Source organism: Croceicoccus ponticola, assembly GCF_004004515.1.
Classification (GTDB): domain Bacteria; phylum Pseudomonadota; class Alphaproteobacteria; order Sphingomonadales; family Sphingomonadaceae; genus Croceicoccus; species Croceicoccus ponticola.
In genome coordinates this window covers 137,911-163,712 of the sequence record NZ_RXOL01000001.1, presented here as the reverse complement: position 1 = coordinate 163,712, position 25,802 = coordinate 137,911, and the positions used below count along the sequence as shown (strand labels likewise).

22 protein-coding genes are annotated in these 25,802 nt (G+C 63.4%); 3 read left to right on the top strand and 19 right to left on the bottom strand.

The window, feature by feature from the left end; all coding sequences use genetic code 11:
* Window positions 1-118 precede the first annotated feature (118 nt).
* From EKN06_RS00835 to EKN06_RS00805, 7 genes are all read right to left on the bottom strand, one after another.
* Complete coding sequence (locus tag EKN06_RS00835; protein WP_127610992.1) at window positions 119-1,228, bottom strand: pectinesterase family protein; 1,110 nt, start codon at window positions 1,226-1,228, stop codon at window positions 119-121.
* A 16-nt stretch (window positions 1,229-1,244) separates the two neighbouring features.
* Entirely contained in the window at window positions 1,245-2,312 is a 1,068-nt protein-coding gene (locus EKN06_RS00830; RefSeq protein ID WP_240654542.1) for an alpha/beta hydrolase, read from the bottom strand.
* A 9-nt stretch (window positions 2,313-2,321) separates the two neighbouring features.
* Window positions 2,322-5,051, bottom strand: a complete 2,730-nt coding sequence (locus EKN06_RS00825) for a TonB-dependent receptor (protein ID WP_127610991.1) — start codon at window positions 5,049-5,051, stop codon at window positions 2,322-2,324.
* Between the two features lie 241 nt (window positions 5,052-5,292).
* Entirely contained in the window at window positions 5,293-6,576 is a 1,284-nt protein-coding gene (locus tag EKN06_RS00820) for a TRAP transporter large permease (protein ID WP_127610990.1), read from the bottom strand.
* The gene (locus EKN06_RS00815) at window positions 6,576-7,040 is read right to left on the bottom strand and encodes a TRAP transporter small permease (RefSeq protein WP_240654541.1); all 465 of its coding nucleotides are present in this window, start codon (window positions 7,038-7,040) and stop codon (window positions 6,576-6,578) included. The genes EKN06_RS00820 and EKN06_RS00815 overlap by 1 nt, the downstream gene beginning before the upstream one ends.
* Complete coding sequence (locus EKN06_RS00810; protein WP_127610988.1) at window positions 7,040-8,041, bottom strand: TRAP transporter substrate-binding protein; 1,002 nt, start codon at window positions 8,039-8,041, stop codon at window positions 7,040-7,042. Before EKN06_RS00810 ends, EKN06_RS00815 begins: the two co-directional genes overlap by 1 nt.
* A 26-nt stretch (window positions 8,042-8,067) precedes the next feature.
* Complete coding sequence (locus EKN06_RS00805; RefSeq protein WP_338068052.1) at window positions 8,068-9,087, bottom strand: alpha/beta hydrolase; 1,020 nt, start codon at window positions 9,085-9,087, stop codon at window positions 8,068-8,070.
* 357 nt (window positions 9,088-9,444) lie between these two features.
* On the opposite strand from EKN06_RS00805, the gene EKN06_RS00800 reads away from it, so the two are divergent.
* On the top strand, window positions 9,445-10,791 hold the full coding sequence (locus EKN06_RS00800) for a pectate lyase (protein ID WP_127610986.1): 1,347 nt from the start codon (window positions 9,445-9,447) through the stop codon (window positions 10,789-10,791).
* A gap of 49 nt (window positions 10,792-10,840) precedes the next feature.
* On the opposite strand, the gene EKN06_RS00795 is transcribed toward EKN06_RS00800, so the two are convergent.
* The 4 genes from EKN06_RS00795 to EKN06_RS00780 form a co-directional block, all read right to left on the bottom strand.
* Window positions 10,841-11,908 carry a sugar kinase gene (locus EKN06_RS00795; RefSeq protein WP_127610985.1) on the bottom strand — a complete coding sequence of 356 codons (1,068 nt, stop codon included), beginning with the start codon at window positions 11,906-11,908 and terminating at the stop codon, window positions 10,841-10,843.
* Window positions 11,905-12,672, bottom strand: a complete 768-nt coding sequence (kduD, locus tag EKN06_RS00790) for a 2-dehydro-3-deoxy-D-gluconate 5-dehydrogenase KduD (RefSeq protein WP_127610984.1) — start codon at window positions 12,670-12,672, stop codon at window positions 11,905-11,907. Before kduD ends, EKN06_RS00795 begins: the two co-directional genes overlap by 4 nt.
* Before the next feature lie 25 nt (window positions 12,673-12,697).
* Window positions 12,698-13,534 (bottom strand): 5-dehydro-4-deoxy-D-glucuronate isomerase, encoded by an 837-nt coding sequence (gene kduI, locus EKN06_RS00785; protein ID WP_127610983.1) that lies wholly within the window; start codon window positions 13,532-13,534, stop codon window positions 12,698-12,700.
* A 121-nt stretch (window positions 13,535-13,655) separates the two neighbouring features.
* On the bottom strand, window positions 13,656-14,678 hold the full coding sequence (locus EKN06_RS00780) for a LacI family DNA-binding transcriptional regulator (protein ID WP_127610982.1): 1,023 nt from the start codon (window positions 14,676-14,678) through the stop codon (window positions 13,656-13,658).
* Between the two features lie 167 nt (window positions 14,679-14,845).
* On the opposite strand from EKN06_RS00780, the gene EKN06_RS00775 reads away from it, so the two are divergent.
* Both EKN06_RS00775 and EKN06_RS00770 read left to right on the top strand, forming a co-directional pair.
* Window positions 14,846-15,625, top strand: coding sequence for a 2-keto-4-pentenoate hydratase (locus tag EKN06_RS00775; RefSeq protein ID WP_127610981.1), 780 nt, complete (start codon window positions 14,846-14,848; stop codon window positions 15,623-15,625).
* Window positions 15,626-15,717: 92 nt separating this feature from the next.
* Window positions 15,718-16,065 (top strand): hypothetical protein, encoded by a 348-nt coding sequence (locus EKN06_RS00770; protein ID WP_127610980.1) that lies wholly within the window; start codon window positions 15,718-15,720, stop codon window positions 16,063-16,065.
* A 358-nt stretch (window positions 16,066-16,423) separates the two neighbouring features.
* Here the strand turns inward: EKN06_RS00770 and EKN06_RS00765 are convergent, their stop codons facing one another.
* From EKN06_RS00765 to EKN06_RS00730, 8 genes are read right to left on the bottom strand one after another with little or no spacing between them, the layout of a single operon-like run.
* On the bottom strand, window positions 16,424-17,008 hold the full coding sequence (locus EKN06_RS00765) for a carboxymuconolactone decarboxylase family protein (protein WP_127610979.1): 585 nt from the start codon (window positions 17,006-17,008) through the stop codon (window positions 16,424-16,426).
* 1 nt (window position 17,009) lies between these two features.
* Window positions 17,010-17,762, bottom strand: a complete 753-nt coding sequence (locus tag EKN06_RS00760) for an SDR family oxidoreductase (protein ID WP_127610978.1) — start codon at window positions 17,760-17,762, stop codon at window positions 17,010-17,012.
* Window positions 17,759-19,531 (bottom strand): hydantoinase B/oxoprolinase family protein, encoded by a 1,773-nt coding sequence (locus EKN06_RS00755; RefSeq protein ID WP_164843882.1) that lies wholly within the window; start codon window positions 19,529-19,531, stop codon window positions 17,759-17,761. Before EKN06_RS00755 ends, EKN06_RS00760 begins: the two co-directional genes overlap by 4 nt.
* A 2-nt stretch (window positions 19,532-19,533) precedes the next feature.
* Entirely contained in the window at window positions 19,534-21,588 is a 2,055-nt protein-coding gene (locus EKN06_RS00750; protein ID WP_127610977.1) for a hydantoinase/oxoprolinase family protein, read from the bottom strand.
* A 1-nt stretch (window position 21,589) separates the two neighbouring features.
* Complete coding sequence (gene kce, locus EKN06_RS00745) at window positions 21,590-22,522, bottom strand: 3,5-dioxohexanoate:acetyl-CoA acetone transferase (protein ID WP_127610976.1); 933 nt, start codon at window positions 22,520-22,522, stop codon at window positions 21,590-21,592.
* Window positions 22,523-22,540: 18 nt separating this feature from the next.
* On the bottom strand, window positions 22,541-23,896 hold the full coding sequence (locus EKN06_RS00740; RefSeq protein ID WP_127610975.1) for an MFS transporter: 1,356 nt from the start codon (window positions 23,894-23,896) through the stop codon (window positions 22,541-22,543).
* Window positions 23,896-24,663 carry an SDR family NAD(P)-dependent oxidoreductase gene (locus EKN06_RS00735; protein ID WP_127610974.1) on the bottom strand — a complete coding sequence of 256 codons (768 nt, stop codon included), beginning with the start codon at window positions 24,661-24,663 and terminating at the stop codon, window positions 23,896-23,898. The genes EKN06_RS00740 and EKN06_RS00735 overlap by 1 nt, the downstream gene beginning before the upstream one ends.
* Complete coding sequence (locus EKN06_RS00730; RefSeq protein WP_240654540.1) at window positions 24,660-25,802, bottom strand: serine hydrolase domain-containing protein; 1,143 nt, start codon at window positions 25,800-25,802, stop codon at window positions 24,660-24,662. The genes EKN06_RS00735 and EKN06_RS00730 overlap by 4 nt, the downstream gene beginning before the upstream one ends.

The following is a 25,802-nucleotide window of genomic DNA, read 5'->3' as shown; positions in this document are numbered from 1 at the left end:
CGGCAAAAAGCGGACGACCAAGGCGGACTGATCGCGCAAGCCACGCGCTTTCCAACCCGCCAAACATCCGGCTGAGTTTCGGGCAGCACCTGCCTCGAAGCCAACCGTGGGTTGGTCGTCAGTTTTCGGCCCATCCCGCTGTGATCCGATCTCGCAACGCGGCGAACGGCAGGTCCGGCTTCCACGTTATCCCGATGTCGCGATGACGCGCGCCCGGCCCCGACGATCCCTGTTCCCAAAACCGCGATGATTGCGGCGTGAAGATATCGGTCTTCGTACCGTCGCGGGCAGTTCCGGCCATGCTGGTCCAGTGATCGGGGTGAATGTGCGCGTCCATCCAGCAATCCACGAAGATGGCCTGTCCGATTGCATCGGGGTTGGCATAGCGACCGTCGGCAAAAGTCGTGGTGGGATGCCATGGCCGGGCCAGCGCGACGCTTTCATCCCGTACGCCCGCCTCGCGCGTCAGACGTGATCGGTAAACAAGGATGCCAACCGGTTGGTCGACCCGCGTCGATGGCGCCAGCAGGAAGGATTCGAATTCGTCCGCGTTCGGCGCGCGACGGCGCGTGCGCAGCTCGCTGTCTTCGATCAGCAACAGGCCATCGCCAAAGATGAAGTCGACGTTGCCGGCAATCAGGCTGTCGCGCACGACCGCGCGTCCACCATGCGCGAACAGAGTATCCTGATAGCCCAGCAAGGCGGCGCGTTCGATCAGCACCCGGTCGCTGGTTTGATCGAGCAACACCGCGAGCGCCTGCGAATTGCCGATCTTGTCTGGATCGCCCGCAGGCAGCGCATCGTTGGCGAGATAGTCGAAATCGTTTTCGATCGTCATGTCGGCGATCGTCACATCGGTGGCCGCGATCGTCAGCGTCGCCGACCCGGCGGTGCCCCAACGTTCGCGATGCAGCCCGGCGGCATTTTCGGCGACGAGGTCATTGTGCAGCCGCGTCCGCCCTGCCCCCGCGCCGCCGATGGCGAGGTGCGATCGTTCGACAACAATCCTTTCGTTGAAATCGCCGGGACCGATGGCGATGCGCACCGGCAGCCCAACCGGCTGGGCAGAGGCGTAGGCAAGCGCACTTGCCACCGTTTCGTGGCAGGCTGGCCTTGCCTCGCAATTTTTGCTGACCTCCACCACCATGTCCCCGCCGGCGGCGGGCACCGTCGCGCAGCCCATGAGCGCGAACAGCGGTGCCGCGATGAAAAGTTTGCGACCTGACATGGGTGGAATTCCTGTCTTACTTTTCCGCAGTGGCGCGGATTTCGGTTCGGATGAAGCCATCGATCGCATCGACCACTTGGCCAAGATAGGGATCGAACAGCCAGAAGGTGTGCGGCATCCCCGCAAAGTGGACATGGCGGGCAGCGATGTCGTTTCGGGCCAGCGCCGCCATCACGGTTTCGCGGCCTGCGGTGAACCGGTCGGCCTCTCCGCTGATGATGAGCGTCGGCGGCGAGCCTGCCCCGACATGGCTGGCCGCGCTCGCTTCTTTCCAGCGATCGGGCGCCGTTTCCAGCGATCCGCCAAGCCAGAGCGCCGCAACCGAGCTTTCGCCCGCAGCGTTTTCAAACCTGACGCCAAGCGGGCTGGTGAAATCTAGCACGCCGTCTATGTCGATGAGCGCATTGACCCGCGGGGCCGCGGTTCCGTCAGCGGTGAACAGCGTCGTTCCGCCGGTATAGGCGATCAGGCTGGCCATCTGACCGCCAGAGGATTCGCCGCCGATGGCGATACGGTCGGGATCAATGCGGAAATCCGTGGCATTCGATCGGACCCATGAAATCGCATCGTTGATGTCGACCAGACCGGCGGGATAACGCGCCTCTGGCGAAAGGCGGAATTCCGGCAGGACGACGGCATAGCCGCGCCGGGCCAGCAAAGCCGCCATCGCATAGAAATTGGACTTGTTTCCAGAACGCCACGCACCGCCATGTATCAGCACCAGCGCCTGGCCATTGGCCTGGGCAGCGGCGGGCAGGAACACGTCGGCGTGAAGTTCGCGGTGGCTCGTCAGCTTGTAACGACGGTCGAACAGGATCTGCCCGCCCTCTGCCAAAGCGACGGCCGGCATGGATATTTCTGGATGCGCGGCGCGATTTTCAAAATAGCGCTGCGAGACGGTGTAGCTGTCGTCGAGCGGGATCGTATTGGCCGCCGGATCGGGACGAGCCGAGGCCAGGGGCGCTTGTCCCGGCGCTTTGCCGGATGGCGCGGCGGTACATCCGGCCAGTGCAGCGAGGCAAAGGATGGCGGCAAGCTTGCCTGCCGCCATCCTTTCGTTGTTATGAGCGCGGTGAGACGTCACTGCGCTGCCTCAATACTGGAAGCGTGCCCCGAGGAACCACTGCGCACCGGTGTGGCTGTATTCGCGGGGAAGATACTGATCCCCCTCGCCAGTGCCGTAGATGAGTTCCTTTTCATCGGTGATGTTGATGCCTTCGAGGCTGATCGTGAAGCTTTCGGACAAGTTATAATAGGCCGAGAAATCGACATGGGTAGGGCCGTACTTGCGTTCCTGCAGATGGCCGTTGCCGCCCGGTTCGCTCAACAAGTAATCATCGCGCTTGTTGACCGAAACGCGCATGCCGTAATCTTCGTGGTCGAAATACAGCGTGGCGTTGTACGAATTGGGCGAAAGTCCCGTGGAATCCCGAGCAGACACGTGGGTAAAGTTGGCTGCGATGCCGAAATACTGCAACATTCCCGGCAGGAACGTGAAAGGCTGGTTCGCGGTCAGTTCGAAACCCTTGACCTTGTTGCCTTCGGACGAATTCACCGGAATGTAGAAAGTATAGGGCACTTCGGCCGGGTCGGCATTGAACGATTCGTCGTATTGCGGATCGTTGTAGATGGCAGGCCAGAACACCGGGTCGATCATCTGCAAGACGACGTCGGTCTTCAACGACGTTACGATGTCCTTCTGGAAGAAGCCGGCCGCGAACAGGCCGCCGTTGGGCGTATACCATTCAAGCGCGAGATCGATGTCGTTCGACTGGTAAGGTTCGAGATTGGGATTGCCCAGATTGCTGACCGTGCGCGTCGTATAGCCGAAGTTCGGTCCCGCGATGTTGAGCGAGCCCAGCCCCGGCCGCGTCATGCTGCGCGCATAGGCGAAGCGTGCGATGACATCTGGCGTAATTTCCAGCGCGAGGTTCATCGAAGGCAGGTAATTGTCGTAGCTGTTGGTCTGGGTAACGTCGGTTCCGGCGATCTGGGCCGTCGAAAGCACTTTCGTCCGGACATATCGCAGGCCCGCGTTGGTGCGCAGCAGCATTGAGCCAATCGGGAATTCGGCGTTCGTTTCGATATAGGCGGCGAACGTGCGTTCGCTCACCTCCCAGCCCCTGCCCGCGTCAAGCGTATAGGTTTCGGGAAACAGCCCGTCGCCGGCCAGCTTGTCGAAATCGACCACCGCGAAAGGCTGAAGCTCCACGCCGAGCCCGCGGCCGAAGCCCGACACCGGCAGGTCCATCAGGTATTCCGACGGAGTGAAGCTGACATTAGCGCCGGTCCCTTCCTCGTAAATAACCTTACGGTCGTTATAGGCCGCGCCGGTCATGATCGAGAAGCCTTCGCCTTCGTAGGTGAGGTTGCTCTTGGCGGTGTAGTTCTTCTTGTCGACGTTATTGACGCGGTTCGCGCCGTTCAGCTGGTCGACGAAATTGTTCGGATCGGTCGGATCCCAATCGCCATATCCGACGGTGGCGACATTCGGATTGTCGCGGAAGTCGTAGGAATAGAAGTGCGGATTGGAACGGACGTAAAAGCGAAGCTCGGTCCGGTCCGCCTTGTCCTGCGCCATGCCGCCAAGGGCGTCGAGAGTGAGCTTGTCGTTGATTTCGTACTTGCCGCTCAGCATGTACTGGTCGAACTTCGATTCCGAATACTGATAACGGCTTTCGTACCACGACGTCACATCGTCAAAGCTCGCCGCGACGATCTGACGCCCATCGGGACCGACGACGAATTCCAGCGGGGTCTGGCCGGTGAAGTTGCCCGGCGTGCCGTGCGTCAACAACCATTCCATCGAGTTGTAACCGCGGCGATCGTTTTCCAGTTCGGAATGAAGCCAGTCGAACGTGATCTCAAGCGCGTCGGTCGGGCGGAACTGTACCGCGCCAGTCAGGCCGAGGCGCTTCTGGTCGTTGCCGAAAAAGTCGGCGCGCGGCAGGCGCGGCGCCCACAGGCAATCGAGCGGGTCGGCCGCGCCGCAGCTGCCGTCGACAGTGCCCACGACGTTCGGATCGCTATCGGCCCAGGAATCGCCGTTCACGTAAGGCGAGGTGTAGCGAACCGTGCCAAACCCTTCCTGCCGCACCGTGCGTTGCGAATAGGCGGCGGAAAACAGCACGCCGATGGTGCCATCGGCAAACGTATCGGCCGCCATGAAGGTCACGCGCGGATCGATCTTGTGGCTAAGCGTATTGTAGCCCGCCTGGCCCGAACCGACGATCGTCAGTCCGTCGAAGTCGAAGGGATGCGCGGTATAAAGATCGACGGTACCGGCAATGCCGCCTTCTTCGATGGAGGCGCGCTGCGATTTCTGAACGTCAATCCGGTTGAACAGTTCGGATGCGAAGATGTGGAAGTCGAACGAACGGCCGGCATTGATTGTGAAGCCACCCGAATCGAGCCCGTCGCTGCTGGCCGGTACTTCCATCCCGTTCAGCGTGGTGCGGGTGAAATCGGGCGCAAAACCGCGCAGCGTGATGTTCCGGCCTTCGCCGCCTTCGCGCGAAACCGCGACGCCGGGAATGCGCTGGATCGATTCCGCGATATTGAGGTCGGGCATCTTCGCGATGTCTTCGGCAACGATGCTTTCGATGACGTTCGCGGAGTTACGCTTGATTTCCTGCGCCTCGACCAGCGACTGGCGAAAGCCGCTGACGACGATGACATTGCCGTCATCCTCGGCTGTCGCGGTGGCGGCGACGTCCTGCGCCATGGCCGGATTGCCGGCGAGCATCGCGATCGAAAGTGCACCAAGGCTTGCCGCGGCAAAGCGCAGCGAACCGGCGGAACTCGGCTTGTTGGCGAAAATCATAACATCCCCTCTCAATATTCTTCTTGTCGACCTGTCGAGGTCCGATTGTCTGACACCGGTGTCAAGTGGCGCCCGCAATCAGCCTCATATGGTGTCGCGAGCAAATTGTTATGTCGCGATGGCACCGGTGTCAATGGCTCTGTTTGTTTACCGATTCAAGTTTTGAAACAGGCATGTGCAAAAAGTCACAGGTACCTCGGCGCACGCCATAATTTCCCGCTCTGCGCGAACGAAATGCACTTCAATTTGCCATTATACCCGGCAACCACAGCGAGACAGTCGGCACATAAGTGATCAACAGCAGCGCCGCGATCAGCGTCAGATAGAACGGCCAGATCGTTCGAACGAGCTCGGTAACCGATATGCGTCCGACCGCCGATCCCACGAACAGGACCGATCCGACAGGCGGCGTTACCAGACCGATGCCAAGGTTCAGCATCGTGATGATCCCGAAGTGGACAGGATCGACGCCCACGCCGATGGCCACGGGCAAGAAGATCGGCGTACAGATCACGATCAGGGGGGCCATGTCCATGAAGGTCCCGAGCGCCAGCAGCATCAGGTTTATGATGAGCAGGGTCAGCAGCGGATCGCTGGTGATCGTACCGATCAGCGACCCCAGTTCGGCCGGCACTTCCAGCAGCGACAGTGCAAAGCCGAACGCAGTTGCCGCAGCGATGATCAGCAGAACGAGCGAGGCAGTGCGCACGGACTTGTTCGCGGCTTCGAAAAATGCCGTCCAGCCCAGCGTACGATAGACAAACGCGCCGATGACGATCGTATAGATGACCGCGATGGCCGAGCTTTCTGTGGCCGTGAACAGCCCCGACAAAATGCCGCCCATGATAATGACCGCCGTCATCAGCCCCGGCAGGGCATAGGCCGCCGCACGAACGAATTCGCGCCAACCGGGAAATGTGCCGAACGGCAGGCTGCGCCGGCGCGCGACCAGCCATGCTGTCAGCATCAACATGAAGCCCGTCAGGATTCCGGGCAACACCCCGGCCAAGAAGAGGTCGCTGATCGAAACGCCAATTCCCGATGCCGCCGAATAGATTATCATGTTGTGCGAAGGCGGGATCAGGATGCCGACGATGGCGGCCGTGACCGTCACGTTCACCGAATAATCGACGGGATAGCCCTTGTCCTTCATCAACGGCACCATGGTCGATCCGATGGCCGAAGCGCTGGCAATGGCCGAGCCGGACACCGCGCCGAACATCATCGACGCGCCGACGTTCACGATGCCGAGCCCGCCCCTCGTCCGACCGACGGCCGCGTCGGCGACGCGCACCAATCGTTCTGCAATGCCGGCGCGGTACATGAGATCGCCGGCGAAAATGAAGAACGGGATCGCCATCAGGGTAAAAACGCTGATGCCCGATGCGACACGCTGGACCGCGACGATCGGCGGAATCCCCATCGTCACGAAACAGGCCAGCGCCGACCCGAACAGGGCAAAGGCCACCGGAACGCCGATCGCAAGAAGCACGAAAAGCGCGGCGAAAAGAACTAGCAGTTCCATTACACCGCCTCCCGATCGATGATGTCGCCCGAGATTATCTGGGGCAAAGCGAACAGGGCGATCAGCGCGCCGGCAATCGGCAGCGGAACATAGGCGACCGCCCGGCTGAGATCGAGTGACGGGATGACATTGCCGCGCACGATCCAGCACAGCTGAGCACCGTAGACCAGCAGGACGAGGCCCAGCACCATGACGATCAGCGCGACGACCTGCCGCACCGGCTTGGCCCGCCCGCCCAGGCGTTCTTCGAGCAATACGATGCGGATATGAAACCCTTCGTAAACGCCCGCCGCCGACGCCAGCATCACGTACCAGATCATCAGCACCAGCGACGCCTGTTCGGTCCACGACGGACTGCTGCTGAGCACGTAACGACCGAACACCTGCCATCCGACGATCGCCACCATGGCGATCAACCCGACCGATCCGATCCGTATCAGCATGGCTGCAATTGCCTTGGCCATCATGCTTCTCCCATCGCGATTGTCCGTTCGACGACGGCGCGCTGGCGCGGTGAAGTGATGAAAGCCTCCCAGACCGGACGCATCAGGGCGGCGAACGGCGCGGTATCCACCGTATTTACCTCACCCGGCGAACTTGCGAAGTCCCGCTTCGCCTGATCCACCTTGGCATCCCATTTCTGCCGCATGAAAGGCACGGACGCCCTTGCCGCCTCGCGCACCAGCGTTCGGTCGGACGGGGACAGTCGGGTATACCGCTGCTTGCTCATCACCAGAGCCTCCGGCGTGAGAAGATGATGCGTCAGGCTATAGTATTTCGCCACTTCGTAATGGCGCGCTGTGACAAATGACGGCCAGTTGTTTTCCGCCCCGTCGATCACCCCCTGTTGCAATGCCTGATAAACTTCGTTCAGCGGGATCGGCACGGCATTGGCGCCCAGCGCGTTGACCATGGCGACATAAAGATCCGACTGCGGCACGCGCAGTTTCAGTCCCTTCATGTCGGCGGGCGAACGGATCGGCCCGCGCGTGTTGTAGAAACTACGCGCGCCCGAATCGTATATGGCAAGACCGATGAGATCGTGGCTTTCGAGCGAGGCGAGCACTTCGTCGCCCAGCGGGCTGTCCACGACCTTGCGCATGTGGTCGACCGATTGGAACAGGAACGGCAGCGAAAACGGCAGCGTCATAGGCTCGATGGAATTGAGCGGCGCGAAATTTACCCGGGTCAGGTCGAGCCCTCCAAAGCTGGCGATTTCCAGCGTATCGGTCTCGCTCCCTAACTGGCCGCCGGCATAGACCTTTACACCAAGCCGCCCGCCGGTGCGGTCGGACAAGTAACGACCGATGAATTCCACCGCCTGGACCGTCGGGTAATCGCCCGGATGGGCATCGGCGCTGGTCAACAGCCCCGACATCCGCCGCTCGCAACCCGCCAGCATCGACGCCGAAAGCGCGATCGACCCAGCCAACAGCTTGCGCCGCGAAAAACCGCTGCCTGCCATGTTCCGCATCCCAGTTTCCATTCCGGTCATATCAAATCGATGCCTCGCGCCCATTCGCGCCAGAGATCGGGCCATGCCGCAACCGGCAGTCCCGCCGCCTTGCGCAGGCCGAAACCGTGTCCGCCACGCGCGAACAGATGCGTATCGACATGCACGCCGCGATCTTTCAATGCGGCGCGCAACAAAAGCGCGTTGGCGACGGGCACGGCCGGGTCGTCCTCGGCATGCAGGATGAAGAACGGCGGCGCATCGGCCGGCACGTTGCGATGGGGTGAATGCTTTCGTTCGCGCTCTGGCGAAGGCGCGGGGCCAAGCAATCTTTCGCGCGAACCGCGATGGGCATCGGGCAAGCTCATCGAAACGACCGGGTATATGGCCGCAGCGCAGCATGGCCGCGCCGTCAGGGCATCGAGTTCGTCATCGGTGCACTGAATACGGGTGCCGAAGCGGGTCGCTAGGTCGGCACACAAGTGCCCGCCCGCCGAAAAGCCAATGGCCGCGATCCGGTCGGGCTTTATCGCGAATTCGGCGTGCCGCTGGCGGATCAGGCGCATCGCCCGCTGCGCATCGGTCAGGCTGACATCGGCGCCGTCGGTCCAGCCGTCACCGGGCAGGCGATAGAACAGCACGAACGCCGTGAAACCCCGGTCCGCCAGCCAGCGGGCCATCTCGTAACCTTCCTTGTCGACGACGACGTGGCGATAGCCGCCGCCCGGCATGATGAGCACGGCCGCGCCATTGGAACAATGCGGGCGAAACACGGCCATGCGCGGATCGGAAATGCCGGCAATCGCGCGATCGGGCGCACCGGGATCGGCAGAACGTTCGACGAGCATTTCGCGGAGCCGATTTGCCGGCATGCCGGGCGCGCCCGACGACCAGAGCCTGATCGTTTCCGCCGGATCGGCCGAGGCACCGACAAAGGCCACACCCGGAGACAGACTGTTTTCCCGTGTCGCGGAAGAAAACGTCTGCCCCCGGGCTTCAGCGGCAATCCCGACCGGCACGAGAGCGCTGGCAAGGGCAAGCAGGGATCGGCGATCCATGCTCATCGCCCCTGTCGCGCTCCCGTGCCGTTGGACAAGGCGGAACGATGCAAGAGGGAGCTTGCCATTCCGCCCGCCCGACAGTGGTGACTGGCGCGCCGAACCGAAAATTCCTGACCGCAGACGCCTGATAACGCGCGCCCAAAAGGGCCAGGCAGCGTTTTCCCGCCAGCACGGAGCGATGCCGGCCACCCCTTCTTCAACGAAGGGAGTTCCGGTTGAAACAGGCAGGCGACAGTATCTTTCAGCATCCGGTCCGACCCTTGACCCGGTTTTTGGTAACCGGTGTCATAAACTCTTGCAGCGCATCTTTGGCTCTGTCAAGAAGGCTCGCGACAAAGACCGGAGAGGACAATCATGAAACTGGGATTAGGGTCTGGAACCGCCGTTGCGCTAGCCGCCGTGCTGGCCGTCGCACCGACGCTTTCGGCGCGAGCCGAACCCGCCGACCCGACACAGGGCGGCAAGGGCGGGCGCATCATCCGCGTGACGACATTGGCCAAGGACGGACCCGGAAGCCTTGCCGAGGCGCTGGCCGCCAAGGGAAAGCGCATCGTCGTATTCGAAGTGGGCGGCGCAATCGACCTCGATCGGTCGGTCCTCAACATCGCGGAACCGTTCCTGACCATCGCCGGCCAGACTGCGCCGTCGCCGGGCATAACCCTGTTGCGCGGCGGGATCGACGTGCGGACCCACGATGTGAAGATCAGCCACCTTCGCGTCCTGACGGGCGATGCGGGGCAGGCGAAGCGCAGCGGGTGGGAGGCGGATGCATTCTCCACCGTTTCGGCGCACGACGTGGTCATCGAAAACAACACTTTCATGTGGGCGGTCGATGAAAACATGTCGGCCAGCGGGCCTCGCTTTACCGGCGAGACGGTCGACGAATGGCGCAAGGGCACCAGCCGCAACATCACCTTTCGCCTGAATTTCGCCGCCGAAGGCCTTGCCGATTCGAGCCATCCCAAAGGCGAACATTCCAAGGGATCGCTCGTCCACGACAACACGTCGGGGATCGTCTTCGACCGCAACATCTGGGCGCACAACGTCGAACGCTCGCCGCTGGTAAAGGGCGGCGCGCAAGTGCTGATGGTCAACAACTTCATCTATGACCCGCAGCATCGCGCGGTGCACTACAACCTGATGGATCTCGAATGGGCCGGGCACGCGCCCGTCACTGGCGAGCTTACGGCCATCGGCAATGTCATGCGCGGCGGCAACAGCACCGATTGCGGCCTGCCGTTCCTGATGCTGGGCGGCGTCGGCGACCTTGCCTATTATGGGCGGGACAATGTCGCGGTGGACCGGCATGGCGATCCGCTTCCGGCATTTGGCCGTTACGGCGACACGACCGCGAAACTGATCGAAGCCGCCAAGCCGCTGGCCGACGTCGCGGGCTATGCCATCATGCCGTCGTCGCAAGTCGAAACGACACTGCTGGCCACGGCAGGCGCGCGGCCATGGGATCGCGGCGCCGAAGAAGTGCGCGTGCTCTTCTACATCGCCGAAGGGCGCGGCGAGGTCATCGATTCGCAGGACGAGGTCGGCGGTTATCCGACGATCCCGGCAACCCGCGCACCGTTCCGGGAAAAGGACTGGAACCTGGCCACCATGACGCCGAAGTCGGCATTGTATCCCGGGCAGAAAGAGGGCGCGCAAGAGCATCTTTCCCCCCGCGACCGCGCCATGCGCAAAAGCAACTGAGGATCGGTTAAGGCATCGGCGGCAGGATTGGTCCTGCCGCCGATTGCCGTTATCGCCGCACGTCGCTGGCACCCATGTCGAACGTGTCCAGTTCGGCGCGGGTCGCGGCGATCATGTCGCCTGCAATGCCATGTTTCATGACCGCCATGGCGAGCGCCGATCGCGCCATGTCCTGTGCGGTCGCGCCTTCGAGATATAGCAGCAACAACCCTGCGGCAAATGCGTCGCCCGTGCCGATCCGGTCGATCACTGCCTCGATCCGGACTTCGTCCGTCTGGAAGTGATCGCCCCGCTGGTCGACCCGCGCGGCAAGGCGATGGATCTGACCGGTTTCGATATGCCGCGCGGTCGACGCGATCAGTTGCAGCTTGGGGAAAGCGGCAAAGGCCGCCTCTGCTGCTTCGCGCCTGCGGTCGGGGCCATCGCCCGAAAAAGTCCCGCCCAATAGCAGCGATATGTCGCGGTGACTGCCGATCAGCACGTTCACGTTCTCTACGAGTGGTCCCAGGATTTCGCTCGGCTTTCCGTCCCACGCATCCCACAAGTTGGCGCGATAGTTGCCATCAAAGCAGATCGGCACCCCTGCGCTTAGCGCGGCGTCCTGCGCGGCTTGCGCCAGCGCCACTCCGCCCGGCCCCAATGCGGGCGTTATGCCCGACATGTGCAGCAGTGCGGCACCTTCTAACGCGCTTGAGAAATCGAGCGCACCGGGTTCGGCAAGCGTAAAGGCGCTGTGCCCGCGATCGTACGTGACGCGCCCGGGTATGGGCCCGGCGGGCTGTTCATAGAAATACAGGCCCATCCGGCCCGGACCGGTCGCGGCAAAGGCCATGTCGACACCCGCCGCCGCCACGCCCATGCGCGCCGCGCGGCCCAGCGGATTGTCGGGCAGAACGGTGACCATGCGGGTTGGGCGGCCAAGGCTGGCCAGTGCGGCCGCGACGTTGGCTTCGGCCCCGCCGACCGCGACCGCGACATCGTTCGCGCGGGCCAGTGGCGTGCCCACCGCGGGCGAAAGACGAAGGAGCATCTCGCCGAAACAGACGACCGGGCGTGCGGCCCCTACCCCTGCCCCTGCCCCTGCCCCTGCCCCTGCCCCTGCCCCTGCCGCGCTCATCGGGCGAGCCAGCCGCCATCGACGGCAAGGATGTGCCCCTGAACGTAGTCCGCGGCTCTACTGGCAAGAAAGACCGCCGCGCCGCCGATATCGCTCGGTGCGCCCCAGCGTCCTTCGGGAATGCGCTCCACGATTTGCCGGTTGCGCGTTTCGTCGCCCTGCAACGCGGCGGTGTTGTTGGTGGCGATGTAACCCGGCGCAATGGCGTTCACGTTGATGCCCTTGGCCGCCCATTCGTTGGCGAGCAATTTGGTGAGGCCGCCCACCCCGCTCTTGCTCGCGGTATAGCTGGGCACGCGGATTCCGCCCTGAAAGGTCAGCATGGATGCGATGTTTATGATCTTGGCCCGGTCGCCGTCCTGGCTGGACCACGTGACCATGTGACGCGCGGCGGCCTGGCACAGGAAGAACAGCGATTTCAGGTTGGTGTCGATTACCGCGTCCCAATCGGCTTCGGTAAAATCCAGCGCATCGTCGCGCCGGATGATCCCGGCATTGTTGACGAGTATGTCCAGCCGGCCCAGCCGTGAAACGACGGTATCGACGACTTCGCCGACCGGCGCGATGCTGGACAGATCGGCTGAAATCAGTTCGCACCGGCGACCCAGCGCGCGGACCATGGCCGCCGTCTCGTCCGCCGGGCTGCGGCCGACCGCCGCGATGTCGGCGCCCGCCCCGGCCAGAGCAACGGCGATTCCCTGCCCTATGCCGGTGTTCGCGCCGGTGACGACCGCGACCCGGCCGCTGAGATCGAATGGTCCCATCGTCTTTCCCCTCCCCTCGATCGTTCTACTTCAGCTGGCAGATGTCGAGGACGTTCATGTCGGTGTAGTCGAGGTTCTCGCCACCCATCGCCCAGATGAAGGCGTAGTTCTTCGTGCCAGACCCCATGTGGATCGACCACGGCGGGCTGATGACCGCTTCTTCGTTGGCGATGACGAGATGCCGCATCTCATCGGGCTCGCCCATGTAGTGCATGACGCGATCGGCCTCTGTCGGCAGTTCGAAGTAAAGGTAGATCTCGCTGCGCCGGTCGTGGAGATGCGGCGGCATCGTGTTCCATACCGACCCTTCGTCGAGCACGGTCAGGCCGAGGAGAAGCTGCGCGCTGTCGCAGACACCGGGGATGACCAGCTGATAGATGGTGCGCTGGTTCGAATTCTGCAGGTCGCCGCGCGCCAGCGGATTGGCCTGATCCAGCGTGATGTGCTTGATCGGCAGGGTTTTGTGCGCAGGCAGCGAGGCGAGGTAGAAGCGGGCACCCTGCCCTTCGAATTCGACAGTCTGCGAACCCATCGGAACATACAGGCATTCCTTGTTCTTCATCGCGAACCGCTGACCATCGACCGTGATTGCACCGTCGCCGCCGATATTCACGGCCGCCATTTCGCGCCGTTCAAGAAAGGGCCGGCCCGCCGCGCTGGCCGGTTCGGTCTGCGCCGGCAAGGCGATCGCTGCCGCGCCGGGCACCACGCCGCCGATGACGAAGCGTTCGTTGTGCGAATAATTAAGGTTGATCTCGCCATCGCGGAACATGCCCTGCACCAGATAGCGCGAACGCAGTTCGTCATTGGTGACGGAATCCATCATGTCCGGATGTGTGGCGTGGAAAGTCTTGCAAAACATCAGGCCCTGCTCCTTCGAAACGTGCTAATCGGCGCATCGATGGGCGCCCCTTGGTAACCGGTGTCATAATGGCGATAGCGCGAAACGGGTGCGGGTTTCAACAACTAGTTCGGCAATTCGATCACGCCCCTTCGATCCGCGCTACCGAGCTGCGCTCCACGAGGTCGGACAGGAATTGCGAGGGTTGCGCCCCAGCCTCCAGCGGATCGATCAGCTTCATCGCCGCGGCCTTGGCCATCGCCCGGATCGGCCAGCGAACCGTCGTCATGGGTGGCCAGATATGCGCGGCGATGGGCGAATCGTCGAATCCCACCAGCGACAGGTCGTCCGGCACGGCCATGCCCTCGCGACGCGCGACGTGCAGCGCGCCAGCGGCCATTTCGTCGTTGCTCGCAAAGATCGCGGTCGGGCGGGGCGACGCGGCCAGCAACCGTTCGGCGGCGGCAATCCCGGATTCAAAGGTATAACTGCCCTCTGCGATCATTTCTGCGGGAACATCGAGGCCATGGCGCTTCATCGCGGCCTTGAACCCTTCGCGACGTTCGAGCGCGGAACGGAAACCGTCAGGTCCGCATATCAGGCCGATGCGCTGGTGACCCTGTTCGACGAGGTAGTCGACGGCGCGCCCCACCGCATCCCGATCGTTCGACATGACAAGGTTCTCGCCCTGATCGAGCTGTGCCGAGCCCATGCGCACGTAACCGCACCCCAGTTCTCGGCACAGCGCCGCCAGCGCGTCGTTTTCGGAAACGGGCGGCAGGATCAGTACACCGAACAGTCGCTGTTTTTCGAGGAAGTCGCGGATATCGTCGAGCATGCGGGGCGAATGGCGATCCACCGGGCGCACGACCAAAGCGAAATCGGTATCGCGAATGGCGTCGAGCACCCCCTCCTGCACATTCAGAACGGTCTGCGCGTTGGGATTGTCGTGCAGCAATCCGATCAGGAAATTGCGCCGCAGGGCCAGCGCGCGCGCCTGCGGATTGGGCACATAGGCCAGTTCGCGGATCGCGGCCTCGACTTTTTCCCGGGTGTCGGCTTTCAACAGCGGCGAACGGTTGATGACCCGACTGACCGTCTTCTTCGATACACCCGCAACGCGCGCGACATCGTTGATCGTGGGTTGCCGTTCGCTTTTGGCCATCGCCAGCTTCCTTCGCGGTTCTTGTCGTCACGGACTTACGCAGGACAGGCCCATGCAAACAAGTCCGCCGCTTCAAGCGTACAGGGAAACCGGTGGCAAAAAGTTTTGACACCGGTTTCCTTTTCGAACTATGTCGCAGGAAATCTGGGTGAACAGAGGATGATCCTGTGAGTTCTGCCGCGCGCTCGGTTGCCGAAGCTTTTGTCACCGCAAGGCGAGAGCGGCAGGCGATTTCGAAATTTCCGGGAGCCGTTCCCGAGAACCTCGCCGCCGCCTACGCGGTGCAGGACGCGGCCCTGTCGATCTGGGACCGGGACGTGGTCGGCTGGAAAGTCGGGCGGATCAATGCTCCGCTCGACACGCAGCTTGGGGCGGATCGCCTGGTCGGGCCGATCCTGGCCGGGTCGATCGCGGAATTTGCCGGGACGCCCGTGGCGATGCCAGTATTCCATGACGGGTTCGCGGCGGCAGAAGCGGAATTCATGTTGCGGCTGGCGGTAAAGGACGGCGCACCGTTGCCGACCACCAACGAAGACGTCTTCGACTGGATCGACGAAGTTCGCATCGGGATCGAGATTGCTTCGTCGCCCTATCCCGGCATCAACGACGACGGACCTTGCGTCACGGTTGCGGATCACGGCAACAATGCCGGATTGTTGCTCGGCAACATGGTGGATCGCGCGAGTTGGGGCACGCTGAACGATGTCGTCGTCAGCGTTGCAAGCGATGGCAAAGAGGTTGGGCGCGCCACCACGGCAACGATGCTGGACGGACCGTTCGGCGCAGCCCGCTTCCTCCTCGCAAACCTAGCCCAACGCGGCATTGCGCCCAGATCCGGCTGGTGGATTTCCAGCGGCGCAATCACCGGCGTGCATGAAATCCTTCCCGGCGCCATCGTCACGGCCCGATTCGAAGGTCTTGGCGAAATCCAGACCCTTATCGCCTGATATCGCCCGCGATTTAACCGGCGGGGTTTCTACTGACCGATGCCGTCGAAACCGCGGATCAACGGCGTTAGCAACGCGACGCGCGGTGGCCGATGGCGATGCGGCGAACGGCAAACACCGACGGCGACGCCACCGATTACGAGACCGACCTGACTTATGCCGCGCTGGCCGCCACGGTCACCAGTGGCGCGGACGAGCCGGTCACCTTTGCCATCAATACCCTCGTGTCCGGGGCGGTGCAGGACATCGACGGCAACACCATGACCCCCAAGGGCTCCGCCATGACCTGGAACGTCAACGGCAGCGTCGTCGAGGCCAAGGCCGCCGACGGTCGTTTGATCTTCACCATCACCCAGACGACCCAGCGACCCGACCGACGACGCCTTCACCGTCGATCTCAAGGACCAGCTCGACCATCCCAGCGCCAGCGGCGACACTGACATCGAAACCATCGACCTCACGCCCGCCTTCACCGCCACCGAATATGACGGCGACACCGTCGATCTCAATGGCGCGGGCAGCGATCAGGAACCGATCCAACTCGTCGTCGAAAACGAGTGCCGATCATTTCCGCGCAGATACTGGACAACGTGTTCAACGGCGAGATCGTCAACGACAGCGCGTCGAAATCGCTCAATGGGCTAATCGGCGCCGACGATAACTCGGTCGGCGTCGACGGCACCGGACGTTCGATGACGGAGCGGTTAGCTTCATCTGACCTCCATTTCCGGGACCGGTCCGCCGTGGCAAGACCGGCCCGGAAATCCTTCGCCCCGTCACACCGAAATCATCGCCCCATCACGCGTGATTGCCGATGTGCCAGCCGTGGTCGGCGATGGTTTGGTTGGCGAATTTGAACGGCGTCGGTTCCAGATGCGTAGCCAGGCTGTCGTTCCACCGATTGAAAAAGCCATAGAGCGCGACGACCGCGAGCAGTTCCACGATCTCGGTTTCGGAATAGAATTCCTTCATCGCGTCGACATCTTCGTCGCGCACGCCCGACGGCGACATCCCAGCCAGTTGCGCAAACCGCAGCGCCGCGCGCTCCGCCTCGGTAAACAGCGGGCTGCGTTCGTATTCCCAGACTGCGGCGACTTTCGCGCTGTCGCCTACTGTGCCCGCGTTGCTGGCCGTATGGGCCGAACAATACTGGCACCCGGCCGACATGCTGGCGAGATATCCGGCAAGATACTTCAATTCGTCCGGCAGGGACCCCGCGCCCATCACCGCTTGCCACAGCACCAGCGTCCCGTTCAGAATGTCGGGCCGATAGCCGAGCGTGGCGACGCTGCCGGGCAGTTCGGCGAAATCGTGCAGGAACGGCGTCACGTCGACACCGCGCTCGCTCAGTTCGTCGATGGTCAGTGGCGTAATCCGTGACATGTCATCCCTCCCATTCGGCATTGCCGTCGACGCCGACGATCTGCCCGGTGATGTGGTGTGCGGCATCCGATGCGAAGAACCAGGCCATCTCGCCGATCTCGGCAGGCTGGATTTTCGTTCGCATCGAAATGTATTTGAGCGCGCTGGCTTCGACTTCGGCGACGGTCAGCCCGTTTTCGCCTGCGATCCGTTCCATGATCCCGCGCATCCGCGTCGTGTCCATGAAACCGGGACGGATCGCATTGACGCGAATGCCATCGGGGCCAAGCTCTCGCGCCAGCGTCCGGGTCAACCCTTCGAGCGCCCATTTCGACGCCACATAGGCCGACCGGCCCGGCAATCCGGTAACGGTCGAGGCGGTGGAGATATTGACGATCGTGCCGCCGCCGCTGTCCCGCATGGCGGGAACGACGGCGCGGATCATGTGAAACGCGCCATGAACGTTGACCGCGAAACAGCGGGCCCATTCGTCGGGCGCATTGGTTTCGATGCCACCGACCGGCCCTGCGATCCCGGCGTTGTTGATGAGGACCGACACTGGCCCTGCCTTTGCGATCAGGCTGTCCACCGCCACGGGGTCCGAAACGTCGGCCTGGATCGCGACGATCCCGTTCAGCCGCCCCGCCGCGTCGTCAAGTGCGGACTGATCGACATCGCAGATCACGACTTCGTCGCCTCGGCTCGCGAAAACCTCGGCAATGGCAAGGCCGATGCCCGACGCCCCTGCGGTCACGAGTACCCGGCGCGCGCTCATGCCATCGCCTCGCGCAGCTTTGCGGTTTCTGTCGCGGCCACGCTGCCGTCATCGGCCAGCGCCACGCCATAGACGTCGAGCGCCCGCGCCACGCTGACCAGCCCGCCTGCGACGTCTTCGGCGACTTGGTCCGCACCGCGCGCTTTGGCCGGGCCATAGCCCCCGCCGCCGCAGGATATCGCGACGATGCGTTCGCCTTCGCGGATGGTGACCTGTGCGCAGGCGTCGAGCGGTGTGGACACGCCGTCGCGACCGATCAGGTACTGATCCGCCCCGCCCCCGCTGCCGCCGCCGCGCACGCCGACCGGCGGATTGCAATGACCGTCGGAAAGATAGCCGATGTCGATATCGGCGCCGAGCGGACCGAATTCGACGATGGTCGACGGCGCGCCGTTGGTGGTGCCAGCGCCTTCGGTATCGGGCAGGAACGCGCGCGAATGAACGACGATAGGCTGTAGCAATTCGGCCATTTCCACCCCGTCGATACAACACAGGCCGGCGTTGCCGACATGGCCGATGGTCCACCAAGCGTCGCTTGACGGGCTTGCCGCGCCGCCGCTCATAGCCAGGAAGATCTGGTTCACGAAAGGCTGGCCGGTTCGGGGATCGACTCCGGAAATCACTCCTGCGGACGGGGCGATGACAGAACCGACTTCGGCCATGCCGATGCCTTCGCCCAGCGAAGCCAGCCCGGTCTGCACGCTGTTGGCGACGCGGTCGGCGATATTGGTCGTGGCCGCAGAGCACGAAAACGGGTGAACTGGAATGCCCGCGATGCACCCAACGCGCAGGGCGATGTCGATCCGCCTGAATGAGCCTGCGTTCTTGGGCACTTTATGGTCGATGCTGTTGAACACGCCGATCATCGCCGCCGTGCGGGCGCAGGCTTCGGACAGGTTCATCCCGCATGGCAGGCAGTCCGGATTGTCGGTCAGGTCGACGGCGACACGCCCGGCGACGGGGTCGACATCGACTTTCGCCTCGATCCTGATGCCTTCGCCGGGAAAGCCGGGGAACGGGTCGTGCGTGCTTGTTCCCGTCACCGATCCGGCGGGCAATCGGGCGATGGCGTCCGCCATCAGGGTTTCGGAATAATCGAACCACTGCCCGGCAAAGGATTCGATCCGGTCCCAGCCGATTTCCGCCGCCAGTCCGGTCAGCGCCTTTTCCCCGATGCGCACCGCGCCCACCGTGGCGAGGTAATCGCCACGCCATTGATGCGGCACGCGGATGCGCATTTCGCACATGCGGATGATATCGTCGATATCCTCCCAGTTGCGCTGCACCTGAACGCCAGGAAAGATCAGCGCGCCTTCGTGATATACGTCTTTGGCGTCGGCCATGTACGTCGTCGGCTGCGAATTGCCGATATCGGCCTGATGCGCCTTGGCCAGTACGGTAAAGCGGTGGTTGCCGTGCTCGTCCATGACCGGTGCGATCACCGAAAGATCCGCCGGGTGCGAACAGCCGTGATAGGGCGAATTGTGCAGGAACGCATCGCCCGCGCGTTGATCGGGATGGAATTGCAGGACCGACCGCGCCATCATGTCCGGCCCGGAAAGTACATGGATCGGCAAGCTGTCTGCCGCGCTGATCAGGTCACCGTCGCGCGTGAGCAGGCAACAGGAAAAATCGCGCGCGCGATTGAGCACACCCGAGCGCCCTGTCCGCAGCAGCGTATTCGACATCTTGCGCACGATGCCGTCCAGCCGGCTGCGCAGCACGGCCATTTCGGCGCCGTTCATCCGATCGCCCAGTGCATTTTCCATAATCAGGCCTCGATCAAAAGCGCGCCGGCAGCCGACCGGCGAAAGCGTGCCGCCGGGTCGACGACGACCGTGGTAAAGGGAGATTCGATCAGCGCGGGCCCCGCAAAATCGGTATCCGTAGGCACCGCGTCCCAGCGCAGGATCTGCGTATCGACCCAGCCTTCGCCAGCGAAGTACACCGGCCGCTTCCGCATCGCAGTGGCTGCCTCGGGATCCTCTTTCAGCAGGAACGCGCCGTCGGCTCGCGCCGGGCAGCGGATACGTGCGCGAAGGCCGATCAGTTCGACTGCGGAGCCGGGATCGCGGATCGTGAAGATCTGTTCGTGCATCGCATCGAATGCATGCCGAAACGCCTGAATATCCTGCTGCGTGGCGAAATTGGTCGACGTCAGCGGCACGTCGATATCCCATGCCTGCCCTTCGTACCGGGCCTCGGCAATGAATTCGATCTCGCCGGGCGTGCCGGTGCGCTGCGCAAACTGTTCGGCATCGCGGCGAAGCCGGTCGATCGCGGCGGCAACACGGTCATTGTCGAACGCCGCGGTGGTGGTGTGGACCGTCGCGGCGAATTCGCCGGTGATGTCCGAAATCATCGCGCCTGCCGCGCTCATCGCCGCGCCCGTTTCGGGGATCAGCAGGCGTTTGCACCCCAGCCTGCGCGCGATGAACACCGAATTGAGCCCCGCCGCCCCGCCGCCGCCGATCAGCACCGCGTCTGATGGGTCGATGCCCTGATTGACCGTCAGCTCCTGAATCGCTTGCACCATGTTCTCGGTGGCGAGATCAAGAATGCTCCACGCCGCGTCCTCGACGCTCATGCCCAGCTTGTCGGCGACGTTTTCCGCAATCGCGGTGCGCGATGCGTCCGCATCAAGCGTCATCGCGCCGCCCAGGAAATAGTCGGGATCGAGATAGCCCAGCACCATGCATGCATCGGTCACCGTGGGCAGCGTGCCGCCCCGCCCGTAACAGGCAGGCCCCGGCGTCGATCCGGCGCTTTGCGGCCCGACGTGCAGCAGGCCCGCCGCATCGAGCGAAGCGATGCTGCCGCCGCCTGCGCCCACGCTTTTGACATCGACGCTGGGATATCCGGCGAGATGCCCGCGATAGGGTTCGCCGATCCACAGGTCGCGGGTCATCGGTACGCGGCCATCGCTGACGAGGCTGATGTCGTAAGTCGTCCCGCCCGTGTCGGCGACGATCGCGGTGCGCCAGCCGCCTTCGCGGTTGGCATAATGGCGGCCCGCCACAGGTGCCATCGACGGCCCGGAATTGATGATGCGGATCGGTGCGGCCGCGACTTCAGCGGCTTCGACCATGCCGCCCGCGCTGGTCAGCACCATGACCTTGCCTCCAAAACCTTCTGCCGCCAGCCGGTCGGACAGGCTGCCCAGATAACGCGTCATCAACGGTTTCAGCGATGCGTCGATCGCCGCCGACGATGCCCGGCGAAACTCGCGCAGGGTCGCGTTGACCTTGTGCGACAGGCTGTATGGAACGCCTGGCAGGTGACGTTCGATCAGTTCGCCGATGCGCAGTTCGTGCGCGGGATGCAGCGTCGACCACAGCAACGCGACGGCCACCGCCTCCACCTTCTGTTCGCGCATCCGTGCCAGGATTTCCACCACCGCCGCTTCGTCGAGCGGGGTCTGCACCGTGCCGTCGGCCAAGAGCCTTTCCGGAGCCTCGAACGTCAGCGCGCGCGCGACATAGGCCTTGGGATAGGCGACTGTGTGGTTGAACGGTTCGGTCCGGCCGCCTTCGCGAAACAAGAGGATGTCGCGGTGCCCTTGCGTCACGATCAGCCCGGTGCGCGCGGCATTGCCGGTGATGATCGCGTTGATCGCATGGGTGGTGCCGTGGATGAAGCTGTCCGCCCGGGCCAACAGGTCGCGCAACGTCAGCCCGCGCGCAGTGGCCGCGACGGTCAGCGCATCGAGTACGCCCGAAACCGGATCGGACGGCACAGTCGACGCCTTGTGCAAGGTGATAGACCCGTCGTCGTCTTCGACCACGAGATCGGTGAACGTGCCGCCGGTATCGGTTGCGAACCGCATGTCAGAACCCCACCGCGTCTGCGCCCTTGAGCCCCAGCATTTCGCGCGCGTCCGATGGCGTCGCGACTTCGATGTCCAGCGCATCGAGTATCGTGCGCAGTTTCAGCACCTGTTGCGCGTTGCTGGTGGCCAGTTCGCCCTTGCCGATGAACAAGCTGTCTTCCAACCCGACGCGGACGCTGCCGCCGACCAGCGCGCATTGCGCAAGAAACTTCATCTGCGGACGGCCCACGGCAAAGCAGGACAGCAGGTAATCATCGCCGAACAGACGATCGGCGGTCTGCTTGAACATCATGAAGTTTTCGAGATCGGCACCGATGCCGCCCAGAATGCCGAAGATGCCCTGGATCAGGAACGGCGCCTGGATCAGCCCCATGTCGGCAAAATGTTTGACGGTATAAAGGTGCCCGATATCATAGCATTCGTATTCGAACCGCGTCCCGTGCCCCTGACCCAGTTCGACCATGATGCGTTCGATCAGCGCGAAATTGTGATTGGCGGGGAATTTCTTCGACCCCAGCATCAGTTCGCGTTCCCAATCGTGCTTCCAGTCGAACTTGTCGGCAAGACCGAAGAAACCGAAATTCATCGATCCCATGTTGAGCGACGTCATTTCCGGGCTGGCGCGCAGGGGGCCGGCCATACGGTCATCCTCGCTGAAACCAGGCGCGCCGCCCGTGGTGATGTTAACCACGGCGTCGGTCGACTGCTTGATGCGGGGCAGGAACTGCATGTACAATTCGGGATCGGGCGAAGGCCGACCGTCGATCGGATCGCGCGCATGAAGATGCAGGATCGACGCCCCCGCTTCGGCCGCGGCAATGGCCTGTTCGGCGATTTCGTTCGGCGTCACCGGCAGATGCGGCGACATCGACGGCGTGTGTATCGATCCCGTCACCGCGCAGGTGATGATGGCCTTGCCGGTCTTTCGCATGAAAAGCTCCTGAATGGATCAGTTGGCGGCGGCGGTAAGCGCCGCGGTGCGTTCGAATGGGCGCCGACTGGCGAGCGCGAGGATGATGGCGATGACGGCCACGACCACGATCATGGACAGCAGAGCTCTGCCAAGCTGGAGCGGCCCGCCCGCAAGATCGCTGAACAATCCGACCAGCATGGGACCGAGCCCGATCCCGACCAGCGTCGTCACGGCAAGGAACATCGAAGTGACGACCCCGCGCAAGCGATCGGGCGCCAGCATCTGGATGCCCGCAAGCGAGGCCGGCGCCGCCAGCGTGACACTGAAACTCAGCAAGCCATAAGCAAACAGCGACAGCGGCAGGCTGGGGCTGGCGACGAAAAGGATGACCGCGGGAATTGCGCCCGCCATGCCGATTACGATAACTGGCGCAGCGGGAGAGCGCGAACGGCGGGACTGGAACCAGTCGGTCAGTGCGCCCCCGCTAAGATGACCGAGGGGCGCGGCGATGAGGATGACCGAGCCGATCGCGATTCCCGCCTGCGACGGTGTCAGCGCAAAGAATCGGACGTAAAACGAGGTCGCCCACGCCGCGATGGATTGGATCGTCAGGACGACCAGCGCCGATGCGCCTGTGTGAAGGAGAAAGGCAGCGCGGTGCCGCACGACGTAGCGCCATGCTTCGCCGATGCCCGGCTTCGCCACGGCGCCCATGTGTTGCGCCACGGTTCGCGCAGGTTCCTTTGCCGTCAGCATCAGGGCGGCAAGGACGATGCCAGGGATGGCCATGAGCACGAACGTCCCTTGCCACGGCGCAAGCGTTCCATAGCGCCCGAGCGACAGTCCACCCATCGACGTCAACAGCGCGAGCAGCGCGCCGCCGCCGATCAGCGCTGCGCTTTTGCCGAGCGATGCGCCCGTCGTGAACAGCGAAACCGCACGGCCAAGCTGGCGGCGGGGGAAGTACGCCGCCAGCAGTGACATGGCCGCAGGGACCAGCGCCGCTTCGCCGAAACCGACGGCGACGCGTGCCGCAAACAGGCCTCCGAACGACGACGCCAAGCCGCAAAGCGCCGTCGCCACGCTCCATATCAGGATGCCCGCGATGATCAGGTTGCGGCGGTTGAAACTGTCCGCCGCGCGGCCGAGCGGGACCGCGACCACGGTGTAGAGAATGACGAAACCCGTCCCCTGCAACAGCCCGAGCTGCGTGTCGCTGACGCCCAGATCGGCCTTCAGCGGCTCCATCACCAGGCTCATCAAATAGCGATCGATGAACGAAACCAGATGCGCCGTCGCCAGCAGAAACGCGACGTACCATGCATACCCCTTGGCCGAGGGCACAGGGGCCACAGGGGTCACAGGGGTCGATGGTAACGTCGTGCTGGCCATCAACCGATCGCTACCGAAATGCCTTCGTCGGCAAGCCACACCGCGCCATGCACCGGACGCGCCGCATCGGACAAAAGGAACAGGACGATGCCGGCAATGTCGGCCACGTCGCTGAACGCGGTTCCGCTTGGCGTCATCTGCCGCATTCCTTCGGTCATGGCCGGATCGGCGCGGACGTCGGCGTTCATCGGCGTTGCCGTGTTGCCGGGTGCGACCGCGTTTATCGCGATGTTTTCAGGCGCCAGCTCGGCTGCGAGAGCGCGGGTCATCATCGCCACGGCCGCCTTGCTGGCACAGTAAAGGGCAAAGCCCTTGATCCCGATGGTCGCAGCGACCGAAGCGAGATTGACGATCCTTCCGCCGCCACGCCGACGCATCGCCGGAACAGCCGCATCAATGGCGTTCCACACGCCGGTGACATTGATGTCGATCAGCTGCGCCGCCGACATCGGCTCGATCCCGGTGACAGGAGTGGGGTAGAAGACCCCCGCCGCGTTGACGAGGATATCGACCCCGCCGAATGTCTCTTCGACCGCCGCGACAAGCATCGCCAGCGCCGGCGCATCCCTGACATCCGCCACGAAACCCGCCGCGCTGCCACCAACTGCTATGATAGCTGCAGCCACCGCCTCGGCCTTTGTCGGGCTGCTGCTGGCCACCACGGCGACGTGCGCGCCGCCGTCTGCCAGTGCCAGCGCGACCGCCTGACCGATCCCCGAACTGCCGCCGGTCACGATGGCGACCTTTCCTTCGAACGCGCGGGTCATGCGTACACCGCGTCGGACAGCGCCTTGCACCGTTCGCCAAGACCGCCACCTTCGCACATCAGCGATGGGCTATAGGAAAAGGCGATGCGGTTTTCGGGATCGGCGAAGCCCAATGCGCCGCCTGCGCCGGGGTGGCCGAACGCACGGGGGTTCGTGCCCATCGGCGACATCAGCGGTTCGTTCAGGAAAAAGCCGTGGGCATATCGAAATGTCCTGTCGGTCATCGCACAAGTTCCAAACCAGGTTTCCGCACGCATGCGGTCGATCGTTTCGGGGCTGACCAGTCGGACGCCGTCAAGCGTGCCGCCCTGTGCCAACGCGGCGTAAATGCGCGCGACGCTTCGGGCGTTGCCGTGCCCATTGGTCGAAGGCATCAACCCGCTGCGCATGCGCGGGTCGTTGTAATGATCGTCGGACTGCGGCCGCATGCGCCACGCACGGCCCAGTTTCGTCGACTGATCGCGCGTCTGAACGAACGTATGGCTGTTGCAGTTGGGCAGGACGTCGGCGACCCGATCGGGGTCGGCCCAGGCGGCGCCATAGCCATAATCGGCGTGCAGCGGGCCGCTCACTTCTTCTGCCAGGAACCTGTCGACCGTTCGCCCATCGACCCGGCGAACCAGCTCGCCCAAAAGGTATCCTGCGGTTGCGGAATGATATGCGTGGTCTTTGCCCGGGGCCCATTCTGGCTCCTGCCGTTCCAGCGCGTCGATCATCGTGGCCCAGTCGTACCCGGCGCCATCGGGGGCGTGGTCGGCATAAAGCAGCCCGGCCTTTCCGGCGATCAGCGTTGCGACGGTGATGCCTTCCTTCCCGGCCTGGCCAAAGCCGGGCCAGTAATGCGCCACGGGCCGATCGATATCGATCAGGCCCCGGTCGACCAGCATCCACACGCAAAGCGCGGCCATCCCCTTGCCCACCGACATCATGCAGATGATGGTATCCGAGGTCCACGGACGCGTCTTTGCGGCATCGGCCCAGCCGCCCCACATATCGACGACCAGCCGGCCATCGCGGTAGACGGCGACCGCAGCGCCCTGCTCCCCCCGTTCGAGGAAGTTGGCGCGAAAGACGCGACCGACATTCTCGAAATCGGGGTCGCAGTGCCCTTCGATCATCGAAGCGACCTGAGAGTCCAT

Excerpts from the sequence above, each read along its gene's own strand:
- EKN06_RS00755 (WP_164843882.1), bottom strand. The coding sequence starts at position 19,531 with ATGGAAAATGCACTGGGCGATCGGATGAACGGCGCCGAAATGGCCGTG.
- EKN06_RS00810 (WP_127610988.1), bottom strand. The coding sequence starts at position 8,041 with ATGGCAGGCAGCGGTTTTTCGCGGCGCAAGCTGTTGGCTGGGTCGATC.
- EKN06_RS00740 (WP_127610975.1), bottom strand. The coding sequence starts at position 23,896 with ATGGCCAGCACGACGTTACCATCGACCCCTGTGACCCCTGTGGCCCCT.
- EKN06_RS00750 (WP_127610977.1), bottom strand. The coding sequence starts at position 21,588 with ATGCGGTTCGCAACCGATACCGGCGGCACGTTCACCGATCTCGTGGTC.
- kce (WP_127610976.1), bottom strand. The coding sequence starts at position 22,522 with ATGCGAAAGACCGGCAAGGCCATCATCACCTGCGCGGTGACGGGATCG.
- EKN06_RS00800 (WP_127610986.1), top strand. The coding sequence starts at position 9,445 with ATGAAACTGGGATTAGGGTCTGGAACCGCCGTTGCGCTAGCCGCCGTG.
- EKN06_RS00795 (WP_127610985.1), bottom strand. The coding sequence starts at position 11,908 with ATGAGCGCGGCAGGGGCAGGGGCAGGGGCAGGGGCAGGGGCAGGGGCA.
- EKN06_RS00735 (WP_127610974.1), bottom strand. The coding sequence starts at position 24,663 with ATGACCCGCGCGTTCGAAGGAAAGGTCGCCATCGTGACCGGCGGCAGT.
- EKN06_RS00825 (WP_127610991.1), bottom strand. The coding sequence starts at position 5,051 with ATGATTTTCGCCAACAAGCCGAGTTCCGCCGGTTCGCTGCGCTTTGCC.
- EKN06_RS00780 (WP_127610982.1), bottom strand. The coding sequence starts at position 14,678 with ATGGCCAAAAGCGAACGGCAACCCACGATCAACGATGTCGCGCGCGTT.
- kduD (WP_127610984.1), bottom strand. The coding sequence starts at position 12,672 with ATGGGACCATTCGATCTCAGCGGCCGGGTCGCGGTCGTCACCGGCGCG.
- kduI (WP_127610983.1), bottom strand. The coding sequence starts at position 13,534 with ATGTTTTGCAAGACTTTCCACGCCACACATCCGGACATGATGGATTCC.
- EKN06_RS00805 (WP_338068052.1), bottom strand. The coding sequence starts at position 9,087 with ATGGATCGCCGATCCCTGCTTGCCCTTGCCAGCGCTCTCGTGCCGGTC.
- EKN06_RS00820 (WP_127610990.1), bottom strand. The coding sequence starts at position 6,576 with ATGGAACTGCTAGTTCTTTTCGCCGCGCTTTTCGTGCTTCTTGCGATC.
- EKN06_RS00815 (WP_240654541.1), bottom strand. The coding sequence starts at position 7,040 with ATGGCCAAGGCAATTGCAGCCATGCTGATACGGATCGGATCGGTCGGG.
- EKN06_RS00835 (WP_127610992.1), bottom strand. The coding sequence starts at position 1,228 with ATGTCAGGTCGCAAACTTTTCATCGCGGCACCGCTGTTCGCGCTCATG.
- EKN06_RS00760 (WP_127610978.1), bottom strand. The coding sequence starts at position 17,762 with ATGAGCGCGCGCCGGGTACTCGTGACCGCAGGGGCGTCGGGCATCGGC.
- EKN06_RS00765 (WP_127610979.1), bottom strand. The coding sequence starts at position 17,008 with ATGTCACGGATTACGCCACTGACCATCGACGAACTGAGCGAGCGCGGT.
- EKN06_RS00730 (WP_240654540.1), bottom strand. The coding sequence starts at position 25,802 with ATGGACTCTCAGGTCGCTTCGATGATCGAAGGGCACTGCGACCCCGAT.
- EKN06_RS00770 (WP_127610980.1), top strand. The coding sequence starts at position 15,718 with ATGGCGATGCGGCGAACGGCAAACACCGACGGCGACGCCACCGATTAC.